This is a genomic window from Erythrobacter insulae (genome assembly GCF_007004095.1).
Classification (GTDB): Bacteria; Pseudomonadota; Alphaproteobacteria; order Sphingomonadales; family Sphingomonadaceae; genus Erythrobacter; species Erythrobacter insulae.
The window spans coordinates 127,421-151,611 of the sequence record NZ_VHJK01000002.1 but is presented as its reverse complement, the minus strand read 5'-3'; the positions used below and the strand labels follow the sequence as shown (position 1 = coordinate 151,611).

The 24,191-nt window shown below is 55.9% G+C and carries 20 protein-coding genes and 1 tRNA gene; 9 read left to right on the top strand and 12 right to left on the bottom strand.

Features of this window, described 5'->3' with window-relative positions:
- Nucleotides 1-59 precede the first annotated feature (59 nt).
- Nucleotides 60-629 (bottom strand): phosphoribosyl-AMP cyclohydrolase, encoded by a 570-nt coding sequence (locus FGU71_RS13325; protein WP_142789268.1) that lies wholly within the window; start codon nt 627-629, stop codon nt 60-62.
- A gap of 212 nt (nt 630-841) precedes the next feature.
- Between FGU71_RS13325 and FGU71_RS13320 the strand changes: the two genes are divergently transcribed.
- Genes FGU71_RS13320 through FGU71_RS13305 form a run of 4 tightly spaced genes read left to right on the top strand, consistent with a single transcriptional unit; the run spans nt 842 to nt 7,811 of the window.
- The gene (locus FGU71_RS13320; protein WP_142789267.1) at nt 842-2,104 is read left to right on the top strand and encodes a putative DNA modification/repair radical SAM protein; all 1,263 of its coding nucleotides are present in this window, start codon (nt 842-844) and stop codon (nt 2,102-2,104) included.
- Nucleotides 2,104-3,561, top strand: a complete 1,458-nt coding sequence (locus FGU71_RS13315) for a UdgX family uracil-DNA binding protein (protein WP_142789266.1) — start codon at nt 2,104-2,106, stop codon at nt 3,559-3,561. Before FGU71_RS13320 ends, FGU71_RS13315 begins: the two co-directional genes overlap by 1 nt.
- Before the next feature lie 4 nt (nt 3,562-3,565).
- Nucleotides 3,566-7,057 carry an error-prone DNA polymerase gene (locus FGU71_RS13310; protein WP_142789265.1) on the top strand — a complete coding sequence of 1,164 codons (3,492 nt, stop codon included), beginning with the start codon at nt 3,566-3,568 and terminating at the stop codon, nt 7,055-7,057.
- Between the two features lie 13 nt (nt 7,058-7,070).
- Nucleotides 7,071-7,811, top strand: coding sequence for an extensin-like domain-containing protein (locus FGU71_RS13305; protein ID WP_142789264.1), 741 nt, complete (start codon nt 7,071-7,073; stop codon nt 7,809-7,811).
- Between the two features lie 16 nt (nt 7,812-7,827).
- On the opposite strand, the gene phoB is transcribed toward FGU71_RS13305, so the two are convergent.
- The 8 genes from phoB to recJ form a co-directional block, all read right to left on the bottom strand.
- On the bottom strand, nt 7,828-8,517 hold the full coding sequence (gene phoB / locus FGU71_RS13300; protein ID WP_142789263.1) for a phosphate regulon transcriptional regulator PhoB: 690 nt from the start codon (nt 8,515-8,517) through the stop codon (nt 7,828-7,830).
- Nucleotides 8,518-8,560: 43 nt separating this feature from the next.
- Nucleotides 8,561-9,232, bottom strand: a complete 672-nt coding sequence (gene phoU, locus FGU71_RS13295; RefSeq protein ID WP_185960317.1) for a phosphate signaling complex protein PhoU — start codon at nt 9,230-9,232, stop codon at nt 8,561-8,563.
- Nucleotides 9,232-9,978 carry a phosphate ABC transporter ATP-binding protein PstB gene (pstB, locus tag FGU71_RS13290; protein WP_234035791.1) on the bottom strand — a complete coding sequence of 249 codons (747 nt, stop codon included), beginning with the start codon at nt 9,976-9,978 and terminating at the stop codon, nt 9,232-9,234. Before pstB ends, phoU begins: the two co-directional genes overlap by 1 nt.
- Before the next feature lie 38 nt (nt 9,979-10,016).
- Entirely contained in the window at nt 10,017-11,324 is a 1,308-nt protein-coding gene (pstA, locus tag FGU71_RS13285) for a phosphate ABC transporter permease PstA (protein WP_142789260.1), read from the bottom strand.
- Nucleotides 11,317-12,702 (bottom strand): phosphate ABC transporter permease subunit PstC, encoded by a 1,386-nt coding sequence (gene pstC / locus FGU71_RS13280; RefSeq protein ID WP_142789259.1) that lies wholly within the window; start codon nt 12,700-12,702, stop codon nt 11,317-11,319. The genes pstA and pstC overlap by 8 nt, the downstream gene beginning before the upstream one ends.
- Before the next feature lie 108 nt (nt 12,703-12,810).
- The gene (locus FGU71_RS13275; RefSeq protein WP_142789258.1) at nt 12,811-14,043 is read right to left on the bottom strand and encodes an ATP-binding protein; all 1,233 of its coding nucleotides are present in this window, start codon (nt 14,041-14,043) and stop codon (nt 12,811-12,813) included.
- A gap of 104 nt (nt 14,044-14,147) precedes the next feature.
- Nucleotides 14,148-14,222: transfer RNA gene (locus FGU71_RS13270), tRNA-Glu, on the bottom strand.
- A gap of 92 nt (nt 14,223-14,314) precedes the next feature.
- Nucleotides 14,315-16,096: a single-stranded-DNA-specific exonuclease RecJ gene (gene recJ, locus FGU71_RS13265; protein WP_142789257.1), complete on the bottom strand. Its 1,782-nt coding sequence runs from the start codon at nt 16,094-16,096 to the stop codon at nt 14,315-14,317.
- A gap of 81 nt (nt 16,097-16,177) precedes the next feature.
- Here recJ and FGU71_RS13260 point away from each other — a divergent pair, with 81 nt between their 5' ends.
- The 4 genes from FGU71_RS13260 to FGU71_RS14245 all read left to right on the top strand — a co-directional run bounded on the left by FGU71_RS13260 (nt 16,178) and on the right by FGU71_RS14245 (nt 18,166).
- Nucleotides 16,178-16,660 (top strand): flavodoxin family protein, encoded by a 483-nt coding sequence (locus tag FGU71_RS13260; RefSeq protein ID WP_142789256.1) that lies wholly within the window; start codon nt 16,178-16,180, stop codon nt 16,658-16,660.
- A 166-nt stretch (nt 16,661-16,826) separates the two neighbouring features.
- Entirely contained in the window at nt 16,827-17,606 is a 780-nt protein-coding gene (locus FGU71_RS13255; RefSeq protein WP_142789255.1) for a hypothetical protein, read from the top strand.
- Between the two features lie 24 nt (nt 17,607-17,630).
- Nucleotides 17,631-18,008 (top strand): AHH domain-containing protein, encoded by a 378-nt coding sequence (locus FGU71_RS14250; RefSeq protein WP_325053190.1) that lies wholly within the window; start codon nt 17,631-17,633, stop codon nt 18,006-18,008.
- Complete coding sequence (locus FGU71_RS14245; RefSeq protein WP_234035789.1) at nt 18,008-18,166, top strand: hypothetical protein; 159 nt, start codon at nt 18,008-18,010, stop codon at nt 18,164-18,166. Before FGU71_RS14250 ends, FGU71_RS14245 begins: the two co-directional genes overlap by 1 nt.
- 6 nt (nt 18,167-18,172) lie before the next feature.
- On the opposite strand, the gene FGU71_RS13245 is transcribed toward FGU71_RS14245, so the two are convergent.
- Together FGU71_RS13245 and FGU71_RS13240 are read right to left on the bottom strand one after the other, a co-directional pair.
- Nucleotides 18,173-19,159 (bottom strand): NAD(P)H-dependent flavin oxidoreductase, encoded by a 987-nt coding sequence (locus tag FGU71_RS13245; protein ID WP_142789254.1) that lies wholly within the window; start codon nt 19,157-19,159, stop codon nt 18,173-18,175.
- A gap of 49 nt (nt 19,160-19,208) precedes the next feature.
- On the bottom strand, nt 19,209-20,252 hold the full coding sequence (locus FGU71_RS13240; RefSeq protein ID WP_142789253.1) for an amidohydrolase family protein: 1,044 nt from the start codon (nt 20,250-20,252) through the stop codon (nt 19,209-19,211).
- Between the two features lie 262 nt (nt 20,253-20,514).
- Here FGU71_RS13240 and FGU71_RS13235 point away from each other — a divergent pair, with 262 nt between their 5' ends.
- A complete protein-coding gene (locus FGU71_RS13235; protein ID WP_142789252.1) occupies nt 20,515-22,458 on the top strand; it encodes a DEAD/DEAH box helicase in 1,944 nt (647 codons plus the stop codon).
- Here the strand turns inward: FGU71_RS13235 and leuA are convergent.
- A complete protein-coding gene (gene leuA, locus FGU71_RS13230; protein WP_142789251.1) occupies nt 22,455-24,125 on the bottom strand; it encodes a 2-isopropylmalate synthase in 1,671 nt (556 codons plus the stop codon). The two genes, FGU71_RS13235 and leuA, sit on opposite strands and share 4 nt — an antisense overlap.
- Nucleotides 24,126-24,191: the final 66 nt, after the last annotated feature.

The following is a 24,191-nucleotide window of genomic DNA, read 5'->3' as shown; positions in this document are numbered from 1 at the left end:
CGGATATATTATGAAAAGGGCCAGCGCATCAGCGCCGGCCCTTTCACAATGACCAGCGATTAATTCGCTGAAAATGGCAGTGAACTGTGATGCAGGACGATCTTGAGATCGCCAGCATCATCTTTTTCATAGGCAAAAGAATACTCGACCTTGGTCTCGCTTCCATCAGTGCCAGTGAAATAGTAATTGCCCATTGCAACGGCCATGTCGCCGTCCGGATCGATCACAGTGCCGTTATTCTCCCACCGCACTGCGGTGAATGGCGCGATCGCGAACCCGCCGTCTTCGGTGCCTTCTTTGCCAACGAAGTAGCTGAGGGCTTCATCAAAATTTTCACGGAATTGGTCTTCCGCAGCGAGTGTAGGTTTGAAAAGGACGGTTGCATCATCGCCATAGGCATAATGCGTGTTGATGTGATCCGTGGCCGTTTGACGATAATCGCCTTCGTCTGTGAAGGTTTGGCCAATTGTTACGATGCCTTCGCCCCATGCTTTTTGAGCCGCTTCGACTTCTTCAGCGGTGATGGGGTTGGCATTCGCCGCGCTGACTGACGCGGTTTCATCTGAACCACATGCTGCAAGTGCGAGAGTGCTGGCGCCGAGTGCAGATGCGTAAACAAACTTATTCATTTCATACTCCCTTGCAGGGAGCTGAAATGGCCCCCCACATGAATCAAGCGGCTATGCCGCAGGTTACGTCCGACATCACGAGCAGGATTGCTCGCCAGAGGGGCCCGGTCCGTGTGTTATTATATATCATATACGATTGATGACTGCAACATGCATAGTTTGCATTTGCTGGATTTATTTTTGGAACATATAAGGAACATAAAGGTGTTCCCATGGCTCAAAATACGACTCAACAAACGCTTCAGCAAAGGCTTGAAATACTGGCCGATGCGGCAAAGTACGATGCCTCCTGCGCGTCTTCGGGGACGGCGAAAAAGAATTCGCTCGGCGGTGCAAAAGGGCGGGGCGGCATCGGTTCAACCGAAGGGATGGGAATTTGCCATGCCTATGCTCCTGATGGGCGATGCATCTCGCTGCTCAAGGTGCTGCTGACCAATCACTGCATCTTCGATTGCCATTATTGTATCAATCGCAAAAGCAGCAATGTGCGCCGTGCGCGCTTCACCCCGCAAGAGGTCGCGGACCTCACGATCAATTTCTACAAGCGCAATTATATCGAGGGGCTGTTTCTGTCCTCGGGCATTATCAAAAGCTCTAACCACACGATGGAGCAGCTGGTCGAATGCGCCCGTATCCTGCGCGAGGAATATGATTTTCGCGGGTATATTCACCTGAAAACCATTCCCGAAGCGGATCCTGGCCTGATCCATCAGGCGGGTCTGTATGCGGATCGTGTTTCGATCAATGTCGAGCTGCCAACCACAAGCGGCCTGGCGCGTCTCGCACCGGACAAGGATGCACGCCAGATCGAAGGCGCGTTGGCCAAGACCAAATCGCGTATCATCGAGGCAAAAGATGAACGCAAACGCTTCAAACACGCGCCGCGTTTTGCCCCGGCAGGCCAATCAACTCAGATGATTGTTGGGGCAGACAATGCCTCTGATGCGGATATCGTGGTGAAAGCGAGTACGCTCTACGGCAGTTTCGGATTGCGCCGGGTGTATTACAGCGCGTTCTCGCCGATTCCCGATGCGAGTGCGGTTCTGCCTTTGAAACGCCCTCCGCTGATGCGGGAGCACCGGCTGTATCAGTCGGATTGGTTGATGCGGTTCTATGGCTATGCGCCCGATGAGGTGGCGCAGGCAACCGATAGCCATGGCAATCTGCCGCTGGATATTGATCCCAAACTCGCTTGGGCGCTCAAGTTTCGCGGACAGTTTCCCGTTGATGTAAACCGCGCTTCGAAAGAACAATTGTTGCGTGTCCCCGGGTTGGGGACCACGGCGGTTGGACGGATATTGAACGCGCGGCGGCACCGGACTTTGCGTCTGGACGATGTCGCAAGGCTAACCCAGTCGATTGCGAAGGTGCGTCCGTTTCTGGTGGCGCTCGATTGGAGGCCGACAAGCCTTACCGACCGAGCAGATCTGCGCGCATTGCTGACGCCCAAGCAGGAACAGCTGGAACTGTTTTGATGACAGTCCAAAGAGCAAATGTGCAAAATGTATCGTTAGGCGCGCATTACACCGTCCACATGCCCGCGCCCGATGACTTCGCATTCTGGCGTGAGCGCGCACGTGGTTTGATCCAGTGCGATGTTCCGCCCGACCGTGTGAGCTGGGTGGAACCGGGCGAGACGGGCGATCTGTTCGCGCATGAGGGTCATTCTCGCGGTGAAAAACGTCTGCCTGTCGCCGGTCAGGAGGCACCTCCTGTGCGGGCGAGTAAACGGTTTATGCAGGTGGCCCGCAATGCCGCCCTCCATTCGGATACAGAGCGGTTTGGTCTGCTTTACCGGATGCTATGGCGGCTCCAGTCAAACCCGCGCGGGATGGAGGACAAGGCGGACACTGATGTGCGCCGGATCGAAGAGCTCGACAAATCGGTGCGGCGCGACAGTCATAAGATGCATGCCTTTGTCCGTTTTCGCGAAGTCCCAAGCGATACAGGTGAACACTATGTCGCGTGGTTTGAACCGGATCATCATATCGTGCGCGCCAATGCAGGTTTCTTCATGCGCAGATTTGCCAACATGCATTGGTCTATATTGACACCGCGTGGCTGTATTCACTGGGACGGTGAAACCATGCGCGAAAGCGGTCCTGCGCAGCGAAACGATGCCCCCTCAGGCGATCCGATAGAGGATTTGTGGAAATCCTACTACGCCTCCACTTTTAATCCGGCGCGGTTGAAAGTCGGTGCGATGATGGCTGAGATGCCGAAAAAGTACTGGAAAAATATGCCGGAGGCGGAATTGATCCCCGGTCTGATCGCTGGTGCGCAGGCGCGCGAAGCGGGAATGGTGGCGGCAGGCGAACGCGAGGAGCGTAAACACCCAGCGACCTTTGGAGAGATTGGCGATGCGATCGCCGCGTGCCGTGATTGTGCAATTGCGACATGCGGGACTCGCGCGGTTGCCGGGGAGGGCAAGGTTGACGCCGCGCTGATGATTGTCGGCGAACAGCCTGGCGATCATGAAGGTAAAGCAGGCAGGCCTTTTATAGGGCCAGCAGGCCAAATGCTGGACGAGCATCTGGAGCGGGCCGGTATCGACCGCGCCGCCGCCTATGTCACCAACGCTGTAAAGCATTTCAAATTCAGCTGGCGAGGCAAGCGCCGGCTTCACCAAAGCCCTACTGCTAAGGAAATTGATACTTGTCGCTGGTGGCTGGAGGCCGAGCGCGCCGTTGTAAAGCCGCGTGTAGTGGTGGCTTTGGGAGCATCAGCCGCGCGCGGTCTGATTGGTAAAACAGTGAGCGTGTCGCAGGCGCGCGGTAAAGCGATCCCGCTTGAAGATGGCAGCGAATTGTGGGTGACGGTGCATCCATCCTATTTGCTGCGCCTCGATGGCAAAGCGCGCGTGGAACAGGCGGCTTTGTTTGCAAACGATCTGGCCGCGATCCGCGCGCGCCTTACCGAGCTTGAGGCGTGAGGGGATGCCCGAAGCTCCGCTTACGCCCGATAAACGCACGCTGGACATTGATCCCGACCTTATCGAAACCCCTTCGCGCGCGCCATTTGTGGAGCTGGGACTTGTAAGCTGTTTCAGCTTTCTGCGCGGGGCCTCCGATGCGGTGGACCTTGTGATGAGAGCGCGCTCACTTGGATATGATGCGATCGGCATTGCCGATGTGAACTCCATGGCAGGTGTCGTGCGCATCCATAGCGAGGCAGCGACACTCAAGCTAAGGCCAGTGATCGGTACGCGGATCGAAACAGCCGAAGGCCTGGCCTTTCTCGCCTATCCCAAGGACCGCTGCGCCTATGGCAGGCTATGCCGTTTGATCAGTGCGGGACGGATGCGGACACTCGGGGGAGAATGGCAGGACAAAGGCGTATGCGAGATTGATCTCGCAATGCTTGCTGACCATGGCGAAGGCGTACAGTTGATCTTGGTTCCGCCCGATGATCTGGAGACGCGCTTTACTGTTCCCGCATGGGCAAGCAATGTTGTCGCGTTCGACGGCAGCGGTCTGGAAAGCCATGTAACAGGCACTGTATCGGATTTATTGCCGCATCTTGTGCGCGGGCTTCTCAGCCTTGGGCATCTTGCTGCAAGTTACCTGTATCGCGGTGATGATATAGCCCGCATTGATCGCCTTGATGCGCTCGCCTGTGCCAATGGACTTGCTCTGCTTGCTACCAATGATGTGCATTACCACACGCCTGAACGCCGCCCGCTTCAGGACGTGATGACCGCGATCGCACACAAGACCACCGTCGCTGAGGCCGGGCATTTGCTGCACGCCAATTCAGAGCGGCATCTTAAGGCGCCCTATGAAATGGTTCGCCTGTTTGCGCGCTGGCCGCACGCGATTGCCGCTGCGCGCAAAGTGGCTGATGCGTGTCATTTCAGCCTCAATGAATTGCGTTACGAATATCCGGAAGAAATTTATCCCGATGGCATGTCTCCGCAAGAATATCTCGAGATAGAGACATGGAACGGGGCAGAGCGACGTTACCCTTGCGGCGTGCCCGATAGCGTGCGCGACACGCTGGAGCGAGAGCTTGCTTTGATCGCGAAACTGGACCTTGCGCGATATTTTCTCACGATCAAGGACATCGTCGATTTCGCGCGTTCTGTAGAGCCGCCGATCTTGTGCCAGGGGCGGGGAAGTGCGGCAAATTCGGCTGTTTGTTATTGTCTGGAAATCACCAGCGTCGATCCGGCCAAGCATCAACTCTTATTCGATCGCTTTATCTCGGAAGAGCGCAAGGAACCGCCCGATATTGATGTCGATTTCGAGCATGAGCGGCGCGAGGAGGTGATCCAGTACATCTACAAAAGATATGGGCGGCACCGCGCCGGGCTTACAGCGACAGTGATTCATTATCGCCCGCGTATGGCGATCCGCGAGGTGGGTAAGGCGATGGGGCTGTCGCAAGACATCACCAGCTCGCTCGCACGTACGGTATGGGGCGGACATGGCCGCGAAATCGGTGAAGCGCATGTCGAGGAAATCGGCATGAAGCTTGAGGATCCGCATCTTCGGCGCGTGCTCAAATTGACCGAGCAAATGATTGGTATGCCGCGCCACCTGTCGCAGCATGTCGGCGGCTTTATCCTGACGGAAGGTGCGCTTACGGAAACTGTGCCGATCGGTAATGGCGCGATGGCGAACCGCAGTTTTATCGAATGGGATAAGGATGATATTGAGACGCTGGGTATTCTAAAGGTTGATGTGCTGGCGCTGGGGATGCTGACCTGCATCAAGAAGTGCCTCGATCTTCTGGAGGCGCATCATGGGCGCGCTTTGACGCTGGCGAGTGTCCCGCGCGAAGATCCGGAAACCTATGCGATGCTGCGCAAAGGGGATTCGCTGGGAGTTTTTCAGGTCGAAAGCCGGGCTCAGATGAATATGCTGCCGCGCCTGCGCCCGCGTGAATTTTATGACCTTGTGATTCAGGTGGCGATTGTCCGGCCTGGCCCGATCCAAGGCGACATGGTTCACCCTTATCTCAAACGCCGTAGAGGTGCGGAGAAAGTCTCTATTCCGGCTCCGGCGCCGCAGCATGGTCCGCCTGATGAGCTTTCGAGCATTCTCGGGCGAACTTTGGGCGTTCCGATCTTTCAGGAGCAGGCGATGAAGATCGCCCTGGATGCAGCGAAATTTTCTTCGCTGGAGGCCAACCGGCTACGCAAGGCGATGGCCACATTCCGCAGCCGTGGGATGGTGGATGAGCTGCAGGATATGATGGTCGAGCGGATGGTGAAGCGCGGCTATGAACGCGAGTTTGCACAACGCTGTTTCAACCAGATCAGGGGTTTTGGTGAATATGGTTTTCCCGAAAGCCACGCCGCATCCTTCGCGCATCTTGTTTATGTTTCCAGTTGGCTGAAATGTCATTTTCCGGCTGCCTTTGCTGCCGCATTGCTCAATTCACAGCCGATGGGGTTTTATGCACCGGCCCAGATTGTGCGCGATGCGCGCGAACACGGGGTGAAGGTGCTTCCCAGCGATGTGAACCGGTCACAGTGGGATTGCACTTTGGAGCCGGTTGCCGAATGCAAGGATGAGCAATCGGGCCGTCTTGATCGCCATATCGCGCTGCGACTTGGTCTGCGCCGGATTGACGGGTTGCCCGAACATATTGCCGCGCAATTGATTGCCGAACGTGAGGCGAGCGGTGTGTACCGCGATGTTGCCGAATTGCGAGAGCGGGCGGGTCTTTCTCCCGCCCATATCGAACGGCTTGCGAGTGCGGATTGCTTTGGTTCGATGGACTTGTCCCGCAGGCAGGCCTTGTGGGATGCGCGCAGCCTGATTGCAGGGCCTGATCTGCCATTATTCCGCGCGGCGGCGCAGCGCGATGAAGGGGCCGAACGTATGCAAGTGCAATTGCCGATTATGCCTATGTCGGAAGAGGTCGTTGCCGATTATCAAACCACACGGCTCAGCCTTAAAGCGCATCCGATGGCGTTCCTGCGCCCGCAATTGGCAGAGCGTGGTTTTGCGCGTGCGTGCGATCTGCGCGATCGGAAATTCCGCAGCATGGTTCAGGTTGCCGGGGTCGTTCTCATTCGTCAGCGTCCGGGCTCTGCTAAAGGGGTATGTTTTATCACACTCGAAGACGAGACAGGTGTGATCAACCTCGTCATATGGCCTGATCTCAAAGAGAAACAGCGCCGTGTTGTGATGGGCGCCCGATTGATGGAAGTGCGCGGACGGGTCGAATATGATGACGAGGTCATACATGTCATCGCACAGAATATGACTGACGCAACAGATCAGCTTTACCGGCTGTCCGATGACATGCTGAACGCGCCCGTGGCGCGCGCCGATCATGTTAATGCGCCGCTTGTGAGTAGAGCACCTCCAGAAACACGAGAGGCGTTGCAGCCGCGCGATTTGATCGATCAGCTTTCCAATGTGACTGGCCATCCGCGCAATCACAGGATCATTCCCAAATCACGCGACTTTCATTAGACCTGAATTCTATATGGCACGCAAAAAAACAACTCGGCGCATCAACCGCCGCATTGGGGCATTTTCTGGCGATCGGCGTATGATCGGCTTGCTCGCGCTGATTGCGCTCGGGGTTGGGCTATGGAGCTGGATCAGCGTGCACCCCGAACATAATCCTTGGGCTCCGCTCGATCTACGCGATCCCATCGGTATTGCGACTGCAGGCAAACTCGCGGCGCTGAAAGGCGATGTCGAAGAATGCCGACTGGCGCTTTCCCGCAGCGAGGTTTCGTTTCGCGCTCTTCCGAGCACCGGTAGCGGAGTATGTGAGCGACAGGACCGCACGCAACTTGATGCTTATCCCTTGAGCCCGAATACGCCCTCTGTGACTTGTCCGGTCGCTGTTGGATTAGAGGTTTGGCGGGCCAAAAACGTTGAGCCGGCAGCGCGGGAAATTCTTGGCAGCGATCTTGACCAGATAGAACATCTTGGCGCGTATTCCTGCCGCCGTCTTTATGGCGGCGATGACGGCCCATGGAGCGAACATGCTAGTTCCAATGCGATCGATATATCTGCGTTTGTCCTTAAAGACGGGCGCCGTATCAGCGTCCTTGGTGGATGGGATGGCGATAACGATGAACAGCGTTTTCTGCGTGAAGTACGAGATGGTGCATGCACGGCTTTCGCGACGGTTCTCTCACCCGATTACAACGCCGCCCACGCAGACCATTTCCATCTTGACCAACAGGGACGCTGGCGCGGCGTTTGCCGTTAATCAGCGTTTGGCATGATCAGCCGGGTTCTAACGCGTAACCCGCAGAACGAACTGTGCGGATCGGATCTTTGACGCCTTCGATATCAATCGCTTTGCGCAGTCGGCGGATGTGCACGTCAACGGTGCGCAATTCGATTTCCGACCCTGTTCCCCAGACACCATCCAAAAGCTGCCCGCGGCTAAAAACTCGGCCAGGGCTTTCCATGAAGAATTTCAACAGGCGGTATTCGGTTGGGCCGAGCTGGAGCGATTTGCCGCGCCGTTCAACCTTATGCGCCACCGGATCAAGCGAGATGTCACCCACATCAACCTTTTCACCGGCAAGAGCAGGGCGAATACGCCGCATCACCGCCGCAACACGCGCAAGCAATTCGCGCGGGCTGAATGGTTTTGTAAGGTAATCATCCGCGCCGGTTTCAAGGCCGCGTACCCGGTCATCTTCGGCTTCGCGTGCGGTCAGCATTATGATGGGAACGTGGGCCGTTTCCTTGTCCCGGCGCAACCTGCGGCAGACTTCGATCCCGCTGGTTCCTTCGATCATCCAATCAAGAATGATAAGGTCGGGTACATCTTCGCTGGCAAGGACCAAAGCTTCATCACCGTCACCAGTGGAGCGGACGTCATATCCTTCGTTTTTGAAGCGATATTCAAGCAGTTCCGAAAGAGCTGGATCGTCTTCGACAAGTAGCAATTTGGCAGCTAGCATCGGTGCTCGTCTCCATTAGTTGCACAGTTCGAAACAGCGCGAATTATGCAGTCTCTTCTTCTGGTGGATATAGGCCGGTTGCAGCATAATGGACCATTTCCGCCACGTTGGTTGCGTGGTCACCGATCCGTTCCAGGTTACGTGCGACGAACAACAACTGGGCTGCGCTTGAGATAGTGGCAGGATTTTCGACCATATGGCTGACAAGGTTGCGAAAAATGCTGTTATAAAACGCATCAACCTTATCATCGGTGGCGATCACTTCACGGGCCAGCTCTGGATCGCGGGCTGCATATGCAGTCAAAACGTCGTGTACCATTTCGCTGGCCAGGTCGCCCATTGCACCGAGCAATGTAAGCGGTTCAAACCGGTCGCGGCCTTCGATCCTATTGACGCGTTTGGCGATGTTCTTGGAATAATCTCCGATCCGCTCAACCACGCCGGCGATCTTGAGCGCGGCGATAACTTCGCGAAGATCATCGGCCATCGGCGCACGTAAAGCGATAATGCGCACGGCGAGCCGATCCACTTCTGATTCGAGCGCATCGATTTTCTTGTCATTGGCCACCACGCGATCGCCAAGCTCTTCATCGCCGCGCATCATCGCGTCGAGTGCTTCCTGAATGGCGACCTCAGCAAGACCGCCCATCTCAGCAATCAGACCGCGGAGACGGGTGATATCTTCATCGAACGCTTTGACGGTATGTTCGGCCATTATCCGTATCGCCCTGTGATGTAATCTTGAGTGCGCTGCTCAATCGGGTTGGTAAAAATATCGGACGTGCGCCCATATTCTACCATTTTCCCAAGATGGAAGAACGCAGTCCGCTGTGAAACACGCGCTGCCTGTTGCATCGAGTGCGTGACAATGACGATGGCATAGCGGCCAGAGAGTTCGTCAATCAATTCCTCGATCTTTGCAGTTGCGATCGGGTCAAGTGCAGACGCGGGCTCGTCCATCAGGATGACTTCGGGATCGACAGCGATAGCGCGCGCTATGCACAGGCGCTGTTGCTGACCGCCCGACAATGCTGTGCCGGAATCATCCAATCTGTCTTTCACTTCATCCCAGAGGCCTGCGCGAACGAGCGATTTTTCGACGATCGCGTCAAGATCAGGCTTTTTCTCGGCCAAGCCGTGAATTTTCGGGCCATAAGCGATGTTGTCATAAATCGATTTCGGGAACGGGTTGGGTTTCTGAAAAACCATCCCGACGCGGGCGCGCAGCTGGACAACGTCCATTGCGTTGGAGTGGATGTCTTCTCCCTCAAGCTCGATCAGCCCTTCGACCTTCGCGATCGGGATCGTATCATTCATACGATTGAAGCATCGAAGGAAAGTTGACTTGCCGCAGCCCGATGGGCCGATGAATGCCGTCACATAGTCAGGTGAAATGTCGATCGACACCTCATCAATGGCTTTCTTGTCGCCATAATAGACCGTGACATCGCGAGCCTTCATTTTGCTGGCAGTGTCTTGGAGGTTTTCGTGAATGACAGTCACCAGGTCTTCTCGAATTTGTTGCGGAGGTAAATTGCGACGCCGTTCATCAACATGAGGAACAGCAAGAGTACGATGATTGCAGCACTTGTTCTCTCTACGAAACCGCGGTCGATCTCATCGGACCATAGAAAGATCTGCATCGGTAATACAGTAGAAGCAGAGGTAAAGCCATCGGGCGGCGTTGCCACAAATGCGCGCATACCAATCAGAAGGAGCGGAGCCGTTTCGCCAAGCGCGCGGGCCATACCAATAATGGTCCCTGTCAGCATCCCCGGCATCGCAAGCGGTAGAACGTGGTGAAAAACCACCTGAACCGGCGAGGCACCCACAGCAAGAGCCCCGTCACGTATCGACGGCGGAACCGCTTTGATCGCGTTGCGCCCTGAGATAACGATAACAGGCATCGTCATCAGTGCGAGGGTCATACCGCCAATCAGCGGCGCGGATCGAAGGTTCGGGAAAAGCCACAGGAAAACGGCAAGTCCGAGCAAGCCAAAAATGATCGAAGGAACGGCAGCCAGATTGTTGATCGATACTTCGATCAAGTCGGTCCAACGGTTTTTCGGGGCGTATTCCTCAAGATAAAGCGCCGCGAGCACGCCAATTGGGAATGCCAGAACGAAAGTGACGATCATCGTCAGGATCGAACCCTTTAGCGCCCCCCAGATACCTGCGGCTTGAGGGCTTGTCGCATCCGAGCGCGCCAGAAAGCCTTCGTCCCAATTTTCTGCAAGTTTGCCTTTTGCTGCGAGATCGGACGCCAAAGCTTGCATCTCGGGCGACCCTTCGCCTGCGAGGCCAGCTGCGAGATCTGAAGATGCGGGAAGATAAAATGTGCCGCTTTGCGACAAGAGTGAAGGATCTTTGGTCAGAGCAAGAGCAACGTCGCGCCATGCTTCGCGGCTCAATTCTGCGGCGCCCTCTTCTCCAAGCTCTTCCTCGGCATAGAATTGGACAACATCCGCCAATCCCTGAGCTTCGAGTGTTTGCAGCGCGGTTGGCGTGCTCAGTGTCGCTTCGTCGGCGGCGATACCGCTTTGAGAGAAATCAATCGGAACTTCGAGTTCAGCGCGCTGGAAACCGCCGATCCCGTTTATGAACATATTTGCGAGCAGGAAGATCAGAACGCCGACTGAGAACGCAATCGCGCCTTGTCCCATGCGTTTGAAATTACGCTCCTTACGATACCGCTTTGCAAGGCGCTTTTCGAATTCCGGCGTACGGGTTGGGCCAACCGAACTTGCGCGGTCCGATGCGTTCGCTTCGGCGGCGGCGGTGGCCGATGGGGTTGTTGGATCAGTCATAAGCTTCACGGAACCGTTTTACGACGCGCAGAGCGATGATGTTCAGCACAAGGGTGACCAGGAACAAGGTGAAACCAAGCGCAAAGGCGCTGAGATAAGTCGGGTGATCGGTGCTTTGTTCACCGGTAAGCAGCTTTACGATTTGCACCGTGACCGTTGTCATCCGGTCGAGCGGATTGGCGCTTAGATTGGCGGCGGTGGATGCGGCCATCACCACGATCATTGTTTCACCGATGGCCCGGCTGATTGCGAGCATAATTCCCGCAACAATGCCGGGTAGGGCGGCCGGGAACAGCACTCTCTTGATTGTTTCTGATTTGGTTGCACCCATCGCATAGCTGCCATCGCGCATCGCCGATGGCACAGCCGCGATTGAGTCATCGGCCATGGACGATACGAACGGGATGATCATCACACCCATGACCACGCCTGCGGCAAGCGCGCTTTCCGTCGAAGCGCCTGATATGCCTATCGCCACCGCTGCATCCCGGATCGCCGGCGCGACAGTAAGAGCTGCGAAATATCCGTACACAACGGTGGGCACGCCTGCGAGAATTTCCAGCGCGGGTTTCACCCAAGCGCGTAAGCGAGGATCTGCGTATTGGGTCAGATAAATTGCGCTCAATAGACCAAGCGGAATGGCCACAATCATCGCGATAATCGCGCCGATAAACAGGGTGCCCCAGAACAGCGGGATCGCGCCATAGCGGGAGCCATCGGTATTATCCGCGCTGCTCATCGGGTCGGGACCCCAGAATGTCCCGGTGAAAAAGTCGATCGGCGAAACCATGCCAAAGAACCGGACGGTTTCGAACACAAGGCTCGCAAAGATTCCGAACGTGGTCAAAATTGCCACTAGCGATGCGAGTAACAAGACGGTCATAACCGTCCGTTCAACCTTAGTACGAGCGCGAAAGTCCGGGCGAATGCGCAAGAACGCAAAGGCGCCTCCGGCAAATCCGATCATGATCGTCAAAACGACACCGATCAGGCTGTATCGGTCAATTGCCTGTCTAAACGGTTCAACCAGCGGCTCGGCGGCATCGTTAAACACGCCAACGGCATCTCCGCTCGCAACAGCGCGGGCCTCGGACAGCCATGAATCACGCTCAAATCCGAATTCCGGCAAGGCTTCTGCTGCCGGTGAACTCAGGACGCTTTGCGAAACGAGTTGCGGCGCAACAAACGACCAGATCGCGATAAACGCCAAAACTGGCACCACGATCCAAAGGGCAACATACCACGCATGATATACCGGCCGTGCGACAGGGCGCGTTTCCGGTGCCGCTTTTTGAAAGCTCCACGCCTTTGCGCGGCCTGCCAGCCAACCTGCGAGACCCAGCCCGATGGCAATCAGAATGAGTGTGATCGGCGACATTACTTAAAACCTGTTTCCCCTGAGAGTGCTGCCCGAATCCGATGGAGCGAGTTCAGAAAAGTCTCTGCGAGTCCGCCATGTTGAGGAAATAAGACAATGCGATGACAATCACTCGAATGAACCCTCTGCTGCATCCGTTCGCTCCGCTTCCGAAATTTCAATCGGCTCTAATGCGACAGGCATCCGAACGACAATTTGTGTCCCTTTGCCAAGTTCGCTTTCGATGTCGAGACGACCGCGGTGACGTTCCACAATATGTTTAACAATCGCAAGGCCCAGTCCGGTGCCCCCAGATGCACGACTGCGACCGGGATCGGTCCGGTAAAAGCGGCGCGTAAGTAGCGGGATTTGTTCAGGCGCGATCCCTTCGCCGATATCGATCACTGAAATCCGCGCAAAATTCTCGCGAGTCATATCTAGACTGACTTTTACAGGAGTGCCTTGCGTGCCGTATTTGAGCGAGTTGTCGACCAGATTGCGAACCAGTTGCTCCAATTGCTGGCGATCACCGCGTACTTTTGGCGAACAATTTAATGCGAGTTCAAGACGTTCGATCCGATGCGGCCCTGCTGCATCCGATGCTGCCCGGTCAACCAATGATGCCAGATCAATGATATCGCTAGGCAGATCATGTTTTTCCGCTTCGACCCGGGATAAGCTCATGAGATCGCTGATCAGGCTCTGAAGTCGTTTGCCCTCGCGCTCTATAGTGCCAAGAAATTTCTGCGCCGTGGGCGTGTCGATGGTGTCTTTGCCTTCGCGCAGTGTCTCCACATAGCCAAGAATCACGGCGAGAGGCGTGCGCAATTCGTGGCTTGCATTGGCGACGAAATCGGTGTGCGCTCGGCTTATATCGGCTTCGGCGGTTTGATTGATCAATTCGATGACTGCGATGGTATCATCGATTGTCTGACGATTGATTTCCCATATGTCCTGACGCCGGACCAAGCCCCGCACAATCGCGCGGCCATTGCGATTATTGCTAAGCAGCGAGATCGCTTCGGGATGGCGGATCGCCATGCGTGCGTCTTGCCCGATCATATACTGGCCAAGCATGCGCCGTGCAGAAGCATTGGCGATTGTGATGGTGTTCTTGTTGGTTACCATCACAGGGGTCGCTGAATTTTCAATAATCTTGCTGATATAGTCCGGGCTGAAGGATTGTTTTTCGACAATCTTTGTCTTTTCAGGTGGCCGGCCCGACGCAAGGAACAGCGATCCGCACCACACCACCAGCACAGAGAGCGATAAGACTGGGTCTAGGCCCAGAATGATCATGGCAACAACAGTCGCAACGGCGAGCATCATGCCTGCAACAGGAATCGTTTCGATGTTACCCATGGCACGGCGCTTTATCCTCAACCGCTAAAGGTTAAAAGGATTTTGGGATCAATTTTTCGAAGGGTTCCTCTGTAGGTCGATCATAGATCGGTCCAAGAGGGAGGTGGTGACCCCTACGGGAATCGAACCCGTGTTTCAGCCGTGAAAGGGCCGCGTCCTAACCGCTAGACGAAGGGGCCACGCTCGTTGCGAGAGCGCGCATCTAGGGGGGTGTGAAGAAACGGTCAAGCCCGTATTGGTTTGTTTCGCGAAAAATTATGTGTGCCGCTCTTCAATCAGCGAAGGCGGCATCTTCGAGATGAAGTTCAGCAGCGGGGCGGGGCCCCCAATCATCGATCTTTACGCGTCCCGCCAAATTAAAGCGGCGACCTTTGCTGCGGTGGAGAAGAGTTTGCGCCATTTCGGTCTCCGCTGCACGGAAGGCGATACCTTTGAACGATCGACCGTCCTCTCCTGCGGCGATAATCCGCAAATGGTCTTTCCCGACAATATCGGCCTTGATGATGCGCACCGGTCCAACCGCAACGCGCGGGGCGGGCCATCCTACACCGTAAGGCCCCGCCGCATCGAGCGTGTTCACCAGGTCCGGTGTCAAACCGCCGGGCGCAAGCGACAGGTCAAGTTTCATCGACTGTTCTGCCCGCGCACGGTCAACATCTCGTGCGAGCCGATTGTCTAGAAATTCGGTGAAGGCAGAGAGGTTTTCGGTCGCAATGGTCATTCCGGCAGCCATCGCATGACCGCCGCCTGCGACCAACAGGCCCTGTTCACGCGCCGCTATAATCGCAGCGCCCAGATCGACACCGCTGATCGAGCGACCAGAGCCTTTCCCCGTCCCATCGGCATCATTAGCGATGACGATCGAAGGTTTGCCAGTTTTCTCTTTAATGCGCCCCGCGACGATCCCGATCACGCCGGGATGCCAGCCTTCACCTGATATTACGTGCACTGCCATATTATGCTGGCTGGCCAGCTGCGCTTCTGCTGCCTCCTGCACTTCGGCTTCAATAGCGCGTCGGTCTTCGTTCAGGGCAGAGAGGTGCTCCGCAATTTCACGCGCTTCTTCGGGGTCTTTGGTGGTGAGCAGCCGCACGCCTAGTGTTGATTCGCCAATTCGGCCTCCGGCATTGATGCGCGGGCCAAGGGCAAAGCCAAGATCGCTGGCCTGCGGCGCGCGTTTCAGGCGGCTTGCATCCATCAAAGCTGCCATGCCAATACGGTCTCTTCTGGTGAGTATCTTTAGACCCTGCGATACAAAGGCACGGTTCAGCCCATGCAAAGCCGCCACGTCAGCGACGGTGCCAAGGGCGACAAGATCCAGCAGCGCCATCAGGTTGGGTTCTTTGCGATCCTTGAAATGTCCCTTGGTTCGCAAATGCCGCACCAATGCAATCGCAAGCAGGAACGCGACACCAACGGCTGCCAAATGCCCATGGCTGGCTGCGAGGTCATTTTCATCAAGTCTGTTCGGATTGACCAGAGCAACGGTTGGCGGAAGCTCTGCCGAGCATTTGTGATGGTCCACTACAATCACATCCACCCCGGCATCGCGCGCCATGCCAAGAGCTTCATAGGCCATTGCTCCGCAATCGACGGTAACAATCAGATTTGAACCATTCTCCGATAGTTTGACCAACGCTTCTCCGCTTGGTCCGTACCCTTCAAGCAGCCGGTCAGGGATGTAATAGTCTGCTTCCAACCCAAGGTCGCGCAGCAGCTCGACAAGCAACGCCGCGCTGGTTGCGCCATCAACGTCGTAGTCGCCATAGATCGTAACTTGCTCGCCCTCTATTACGGCTTTGGCGATCCGTTCAGCGGCCTTATCCATATCCCGAAATTCAGATGGGTCTGGGAGAAAGTCTCGCATCGTCGGAGCTGTATGACGGGCCAGATCATCCTCACCCACACCCCGCGTTCTCAGCAATTGGGAAAGAATGTCGTGTTCTAGGCTTTGAGCCTCTCCCAGATCCATATTACCCCCTCGCCAGAGCCATGCGCGGCCAGACAGGGATTGGGAAACCCCGAGAACGTGTGAAAGCGAATGAGATACCATATGTGTTCACTACTCTATCGCTGATCCGCATAACAGAGCGTGGCATTGACAATCGACAGTCAATTGGACTTCGGTTGCGGGATGGAAAACGCGTCTCACTTCCTGATTATCTGGCACAGCCGTACCGGCGCAAGTGAAGCCATGGCCAAAGCGGCGGCGCATTCAGACAATGCCAGGCTTGTGCGTGCGCAAGATGTAACTGCGCAGCAAATGTTGGCAGCCTCAGGCTATGTTTTTGTGTGCCCCGAGAATCTCGGTTCGCTGAGCGGGGAGATGAAAGAGATGTTCGACCGCATCTATTACGATTTGCTGGGTCAGATTGAAGGCAGACCCTATGCTACGATAATTGCTGCCGGTTCCGATGGAGAGGGGGCTGAGCGACAGCTTGATCGAATTGTGACAGGGTGGCGGTTGAAACGGGTGATAGAGCGCAAGATTGTCAACTTTGAAGCTCAAAGCCCCGAAGAAATTTGGGCAACGAAAGTGGTTGAATCCCATATCTTGAAAGAGTGCTCCGAATTGGGCGACGGTTTCGGTGAGGGGGTTCGGCTTGGGCTATTTTGACATCGCTTACCATTCGGTTGGGGAATCAACGTATTGGGGACTCGACGCTGACGGAAATTCACGTCAGAAATGCCGGCATTTGAGAAATGCCCACACGCGCTTGCAAGACTAAGAGGGGGCTTAGAAAATTACGCAAAGTCCCGACGATTCGCCCGCAGGCCTGTATTTGCTGTTTGCATCCGGCAAACGGCCCAATCCAGCGTCTATCCGCGAATTCGCCGAAGCGCAGCGCACGACCTCGCTGACTTTTGACCCATTTGCCGATCGTTCGTTGCAATTGATCGCGGCGGAGGGAGAAAAGATCGGTCAGGATCGGGCGACACCTGCGGACAAGGATCAATCAGTCTGGGTCGAACTGCTGCGCGATGCGCTGACATTTGATCTGCTTGGCCTCGCGCCCGGTCCAATGCCGATCTTGCCGGCAATTGAATACCGCTATGATTTTGACCAGTCGCCAAACTCACTCCGGCTGGAAGGCTTGCATCTTTTGCCCGGAAAGCATCTGGCGGGCGGTGCCAATTCAATTCCGGTTATGAGAGCGATGATCGGATTGGCTTGCGATTTCATCCATCATTTTAGCGAACTTGTGGCGGTTGCATGGGCGCCTGCCAAAAGCGTTATCGGACGTCGTTATTTTGAATCGGTCGGATCAGCATGGCTTGATGGCGGGGCTTTTCCCGCACTTGGCTTAACTTCGTTTCGCTCGACCGTTGACGGCGCGTTGCAGACGGTGGGTCTGGAATTTTGGATCGGGCAGGAGCTGCGGATTGAACCGCCGCTCTCGAATAACAAGGTCGAGGCGACGCGCCTTGGCGTCAGGCTGGTAAATCAACTCGTGCTAATCGGCGGGCTCGACAAGAGTGAACGTTTGACAGCGCCAGACGGAAGCCGGTTGATCATGGGGCCTTCACGCAATGGAAAATTTGTCCGCGTTGCGCGAGAATAACCGATGCAGCCGGGGCCTTAGACGATGGGAGGATTGAGCCTGCGTTTGAAAAGCAATGAGCGCGCACATATTCCCTTTCGCTCCGTGAATTGCCGGAGATCAGCAAGCTACGATCCGGGCATGCAAAGGCATCATCTTTTGCCGCGACAATTGCTGTCTCATGGATGTTTGGGCAACATGTTCGCTTCGATCGGCCGTGTTGCAGTCGGGTTTGATGATTTCCGGGTGAATGGATTGCTGCTTCCCTCGACGGAGGCGGCGACGATCCGTACTGGAATGCCACTGCACCGGGGCCCGCATCGTCGCTACAATGAATTGGTCCTTCAACGTGTTGGCGCGATTGAGGCGCGTTGGAGCATTGCCGCAGGGCGTGATGCCGAGCGCCCCAAATGCAGGCCGTGATGCGTTTAAAATTACTCCAACGCGCTTTGCGCACGCGGCTGCTTCAGGAACGGCGACGGTTCTTGCTCAATCGCAAAGATCCCCTCGGCACCGGGTTCGATTTTAGCGAACTCGATGCGATGGCGGAAAGCCTATGGGATGCGACGCAAGCAGATTAGTCGGCGTTAATCGCGCCAAGCTGTGTAATTGGAATTGGCGAGAAGCCGCGATTTTGCAGCATGATATTCGCTTTCCATGCGCGCTACCAGATCTTCGACAGAGCCAACAGATTTGATCGCGCCGACACCTTGTCCAGAGCCCCAGATATCTTTCCAGGCTTTCGCTTTGGTGTTGCCGCCAGAACCAAAGTTCATTTTTGAAGGGTCACTTTCTGGCAGATTTTCAGGATCCAACCCCGCATTTTCGATCGAGGACCGCAGATAGTTTCCGTGGACGCCGGTGAACAGGTTCGAATAAACGATGCCCTCGGCAGAACCTTCTACGATCCCGTCTTTATACGCCTGATCGGCATTTGCTTCTTCGGTTGCGATGAATGCGCTTCCGGCATAGCCAAAGTCTGCACCCATTGCCTGCGCAGCGAGGACTGACGCGCCATTTGCGATCGATCCAGAAAGCGCGACGAGGCCATCGAACCATTCGCGAATTTCCTGCATTAGGGCGAAGGGTGACTGCGTGCCCGCATGTCCGCCTGCGCCCGCAGCAACAGGAATAAGGCCGTCGGCGCCTTTTTCGATCGCTTTGTTTGCGAACCTGTTGTTGATCACATCATGCATCGAGATCCCGCCCCAGTTGCGGACCGCATCGAAGATTTCAGTGCGCGCGCCAAGCGATGTGATGATCAGAGGGACCTGCCATTTTTCGCATGTGGCCATGTCTGCCATAACGCGGTCATTGGACCTGTGGACGATCTGATTCACGGCAAATGGCGCTGCGGGCCGATCAGGATTCTCGCGATTATGTTTCGCCAATTCTTCTGTGATCTGATGCAGCCATTCATCCAGCAAAGTTTGCGGACGCGCATTCAGCGCAGGGAAGCTGCCAATGATCCCGGCTTTGCACTGCGCAATCACAAGCTCGGGGCCGGATACGATAAACAACGGCGAGCCGATCAGCGGCAGTCTAAGACGATCAAACGGGGCGGGAAGCGGCATTGGTCTCTCCTGAATTTAACTTGCTTGCGCGTTAGGTTGCAAATTGCAATCAGGCAAGAACCTCCTCAACGCGGTAGAAGCGTGCTGCGTTCCCAGCAAAAAGCGCGGCTTTTTCTTCAGCGCTTGCATTGATGGTAAGCCGTTTGAATGTGTTCCACAGCACAGGGTAGGTGGCCCCCCAACGATCGACGGGATAATTGCTTTCAAACATCGCGCGGCGCGTGCCAAATGCGTCGATACAGGTTTCGATGTAGGGGCGCCATAATCCGGCGAGGTGTTCAGAGCCGCATCCAGCAGCGGGGCCTTCTTCGGGCATGGCGCAATTTTGCATCGCAAGACCGCCAAGCTTTACCATCACATTCTCGCAGGCTGACAGTTCCTTTATACCGTGCCGCCATGTGTCGAAACGCTCATGCAGTTTCCCGGTGTAGCTCGCCATTCCCAGCGGAGTGCCGCAATGGTCAAGGCAGATCCGCGTATCAGGAAAAGCCCGGGCAAGGTCGATCACGTCGCTTAATTGCGGCTCCAGAACCCATGCATCGAAACTCATCCCGCGTTTGCCCAATTCGGCAAATCCTTCGCGGAATTTGGCATCGCGATACAGTTTGGGCGGAGCATGGAAAGGCGGGCCGAGCACCTCAGGATCGGCATCCCAGGCGCCTTGATGACGGATGCCTTTGAAACGGTTTGGCGAGGCCGCGAGCAATGCGTCAAGCACTCCGCCAGCGGCGCTTCCTTGTGTCAGATCGGCATGGCCAACAATACCCGCACAGGCGCGCAGCGGGCCATAGAGGCCGCTCGATGATTGCGCAGCGACGCCGTTTACATATTCAACCTCGCCGACAGGTTTCAGCGCGTCTCCATAAGCAGGATTGTAGAATGCACCGCATTCCATAAAGACAGTGCCAATGACATTATGACCGCTGGTTACGTCAGCATGCAGATGGTCAAAACCATAATAGGCCACATCAACCAGCGTTTCGATAAAGCGGTGCCGCGGCTCTGGGAACATGGGCATCATAGGGCGCAAATCCCACAGATGGTGATGCGGATCGATAATTGGCAGATCAGGTTCAATGATCGTTTCGGTCATGCAATTCTCTCCCGTCGAATAGGCAATTTGGCTCGCCTTTTTTGCTTTGAAATGATCGTCTGACACAGCATCGATTAAAGGGAAAGCGCAGGGTCTTTTCGCGCTGCAGCATTTTTCACAAGCCAAACGCTTCCCGCTGCTCTATAGACGGCGCAATCCTTCGCGAGCCTTATAAGTCTCGCCCGCCAGCTTACCATCATTCTGTCGGTCATTCCCTCCCGTACACCGCCTTTGCCGCGTGTGCGTCACTTGAGTTTTAGCTATGTCTTTTCCCGCATTACCCGACACCCTTTCGCAAGCCCTTATCGAGCGTGAATACACCTCGGCCACCGATGTGCAATCGGCCGTTCTTGAACCAGAAGCGCGTGGACGCGATCTTGTCGTTTCGGCCCAGACCGGATCAGGAAAGACGGTCGCTTTTGGTCTGGCGATTGCCGACGAAATGCTTGATGAAAACGGGAAAGTGCCCTTTGGGATTGCGCCGAAAGCCCTGGTAATTGCACCAACCAGAGAGCTCGCGCTGCAGGTTAGCCGCGAACTGGCGTGGCTCTACAGCAAAGCAGGCGCACGAGTTGCCACCTGTGTGGGCGGCATGAACCCCTCACAAGAACGCAAGGCTTTGCGCAGCGGCGCAACGATTGTCGTTGGAACGCCGGGCCGGTTGCGCGACCATCTGGAACGCGGCGCACTTGATCTGTCCGAGCTCGCAGCGGTTGTTTTGGATGAAGCGGACGAGATGCTCGATATGGGCTTTCGCGAAGAGCTTGAGGCCATCCTTGACGCCACACCGGAATCGCGGCGTACCCTGTTGTTCTCTGCGACGATGCCGCGCCCGATTGAGGCGCTGGCCCGTCGGTATCAGCTCAATTCACTTCGGATTGCCACGATCAGCAAAGAGCGTGGGCACGGAGATATCGCCTATCAGGCTGTAACCGTTTCGCCCCCAGAGGTGGAAAACGCCGCCGTTAATCTGCTGCGCTATCACGAAGCGGAAACCGCAATTTTGTTTTGCGGGACGCGCGACAAGGTGCGGCATCTTCACGCGACTTTGCAGGAGCGCGGTTTTGGCGTTGTTGCGCTGTCTGGCGAACATTCACAGCAAGAACGCAATCAGGCGCTTCAGGCGCTGCGTGACAAACGAGCCCGGGTTTGCGTGGCCACCGATGTGGCAGCGCGCGGGATCGATCTGCCCAGCGTCAGCCTGGTTGTGCACGTGGAAATCCCCCGCGATGCCGAGACGCTTCAACACCGTTCCGGCCGCACTGGCCGTGCCGGCAAAAAGGGCACGGCTGTTCTGATCGTGCCATTTTCGCGTCGCCGCCGTGTCGAAAGCATGTTGCGCAACGCGAAGATCAACGCGGAATGGACCGAGGCGCCCGATCGGGATGCGATTAAAGCGAAAGACCACGAGCGACTGCTCGCTGAATTGCTTAAGCCGGTTGAGATTGATGAAGCGGACCGCGTAATTGCACAGAAAATTCTTTCAGAGCGTAGCGCCGAAGAAATCGCAGCAATGTTGGTGCAAACGCACCGCGCCAAGATGCCAGAGCCTGAAGAATTGGTCGCCAATACGCCCGAAGCCCGGCGTGAAGCGCAAAAGGAAAAGCATCGGCCCGGTTTTGAAGATACGGTCTGGTTCAAGATGGACATTGGACGCCGGCAAAATGCCGACGTTCGCTGGATCCTGCCATTGATCTGTCGGCGTGGCCATGTGACGCGCAATGAAATCGGCGCGATCCGCATCGCCCAGACCGAGACATTCTTTCAGATCCCGAGCGCGCATGCGGACAAATTCAATGATGCGCTGCAGCGTACTGCCGAAACGGATCAGGATGAAAAGCCGGTGCATATCGAGCAGTCGGACGAGGCACCTCGCGACGCTGGTCGGCGCAACCGCCGCGATGGCGGAAGCGGACGCGACTTTGACCGCGATGGCGCGCGCGGCGGCCATACAAAGGCCAAACCGTTCCGCAAAGGCGGCGGCGGTAAACCCGGCGGTAAACCCGGCGGCAAAGCGAGTGGCAAGCCCGCTGGAAAGGGCAAGCCATGGGATGGCGAGAACAAATCCAGCAGCGACTTCAAGCCGAAAGACAAATTCGCTGGAAAGCCGAAAGGCAAACCGGGCGGCAAGGGCGGTTTGCCAAAGAATAACGGCAAGCCCGGCGGCGGAAAGCCTTTTGTAAAAAGAAAACCGCCGCGCGATTAAGCCGCGCTGTTTGCCGCACTTAGAACGGCGCGAACGCTGGCTGTGGCGATGTCTTCATCAATTCCGCAGCCCCAGATGATCCGATCTCCCGATTGGCACATCAAATATGCGGCCGCGCGCGCATCGCGGCCCGATCCCAATGCGTGCTCGGTGTAATCGAGAACTTTGAGATCGAGGTTGAAATTTTCCTCCAGTGTTGAGACGACGCTGGAGATCAATCCGTTGCCGCGCCCGGATACACTTTGTTCACTGCCAGCGACTGCAATCGTACCCGCAAACAGGCGGGTTCCATCTGCGGCGCGGCTTTCTTCATATGTGACAAGCTGAAAATGCTTGTCGGGTGTCTGTACGTGATAGGCCTCTTGAAATGCCTCCCATATATCCGATGCATTCAGCTCGCGGCCCAGGCGATCGGCCATGTGCTGGACATGCTTGGAAAAATCAGCCTGCATTTTCTTGGGAAGTTTAAGGCCCTGGTCCTGTTCAAGAACCCATGCAAAGCCGCCTTTTCCAGATTGCGAGTTAACGCGAATGACGGCTTCGTAATCACGGCCAAGATCCGCCGGGTCTATGGGTAGATACGGAACGCGCCATTGCTGGTCATTCTGTGCGGAATTGGCTTCAAACCCCTTCTTGATCGCATCCTGATGCGAGCCTGAAAAAGCGGTGTAGACAAGCTCACCGCCATAGGGGTGCCGCTGATGCACGGGCAGATCGTTGCAATATTCGACAGTCTCGATCACGCGGTCGATATCCGAAAAGTCCAGATTGGGATTGATGCCCTGCGTGTAGAGATTCAGCGCCATGGTTACGAGACAGCAATTACCGGTTCGCTCGCCATTGCCGAACAAACATCCTTCAACGCGGTCGGCACCGGCCATCAGGCCAAGTTCCGCCGCAGCAACGCCTGTGCCGCGATCATTATGAGTATGAAGCGATATCACCGCACTTTCACGGTTTGGCAGATGGCGGCAGAAATATTCGATCTGGTCGGCGTAGATATTGGGCGTTGCCGCCTCAACCGTTGCGGGCAGATTGAGAATGATCGGTCTGTCCGGGGTAGGGGCCAGCACTTCCATCACTGCGGCACACACCTCGATCGAGAAATCCAGCTCGGCGGTGGAAAATGTTTCCGGAGAATATTGGAAGTGCCAATCGGTTTCCGGTCTTTTTGCAGCCTCTTCGCGCATGATTTTGGCGCCTGCCACCGCAATCTCGCGCACTTCGTCTTTTGACATGCGGAAAACGATGTCCCGCCACGCCGGACTAACTGCGTTGTAAAGATGCACGATTGCCGAACGGGCACCTTCCAGACTTTCAAAAGACGTCCTGATCAGATCTTCGCGTGATTGCGTGAGGACCTGAACTGTCACGTCATCCGGAATAGCGCCCGATTTCACGAGTCCTGAAATAAAATCGAATTCGGTTGCTCCGGCGCTGGGAAATCCGACTTCGATTTCTTTTACGCCAATCTCGATCAACTGATCGAAGAACCGCCGTTTCTTCACAGCATCCATCGGATCGATGATCGATTGGTTGCCATCGCGCAGATCGGTTGAGAGCCAACGCGGCGCATTTTCAATCATGCGGGTTGGCCATTGCCGGTCAGGCAGATTGATCTGGCCAAACGATTTGTACTTAATGGAAGGATTTTCGAGCATGGTCATGGAAACGGAAACTTTACGACTGGTGTCTGGGGAATAAGGTGGCCTGTCCCTTGGGAGTTAGGCCGC